Here is a 290-nt window from a genome sequence, read left to right as displayed (position 1 = left end):
GCCGGTCTGGAGGCCGAGCCAACCCCTGGCACGGCATTCGAGGAGATCATTCGCCGATCCGCCGAGCGCGGCTACATCAGGGATGCCGAGGGGCGGGTCGATGAGTGGGTTGCGGAGCGCCTGTGGCGGCACCGCAACCCTGGCGAACCATGGGTGCAGCGGCGGGGCGATGGACGATGGATCATGATAAGCGAGCGGCGGATCAGCTCCGGCGGCACGGTCGCCGTCTATTCGGACATCACCGAGCTGAAGCAAAGGGAGGAGAACGTTGCCGAGAAGTCCACGGCCCT

General features: G+C 66.6%; 1 protein-coding gene. It reads left to right on the top strand.

Going from position 1 to position 290, the window contains the following annotated elements; translation table 11 throughout:
* The coding region (locus EN845_RS34855; RefSeq protein ID WP_189587456.1) for a PAS-domain containing protein at positions 1-290 on the top strand (290 nt) is incomplete at both ends.

It is taken from the genome of Mesorhizobium sp. M8A.F.Ca.ET.202.01.1.1 (assembly GCF_004791595.1).
Taxonomy (GTDB): Bacteria; Pseudomonadota; Alphaproteobacteria; order Rhizobiales; family Rhizobiaceae; genus Mesorhizobium.
The sequence above is the reverse complement of the archived record's forward strand: the minus strand, read 5'-3'. Positions and strand labels throughout refer to the sequence as shown.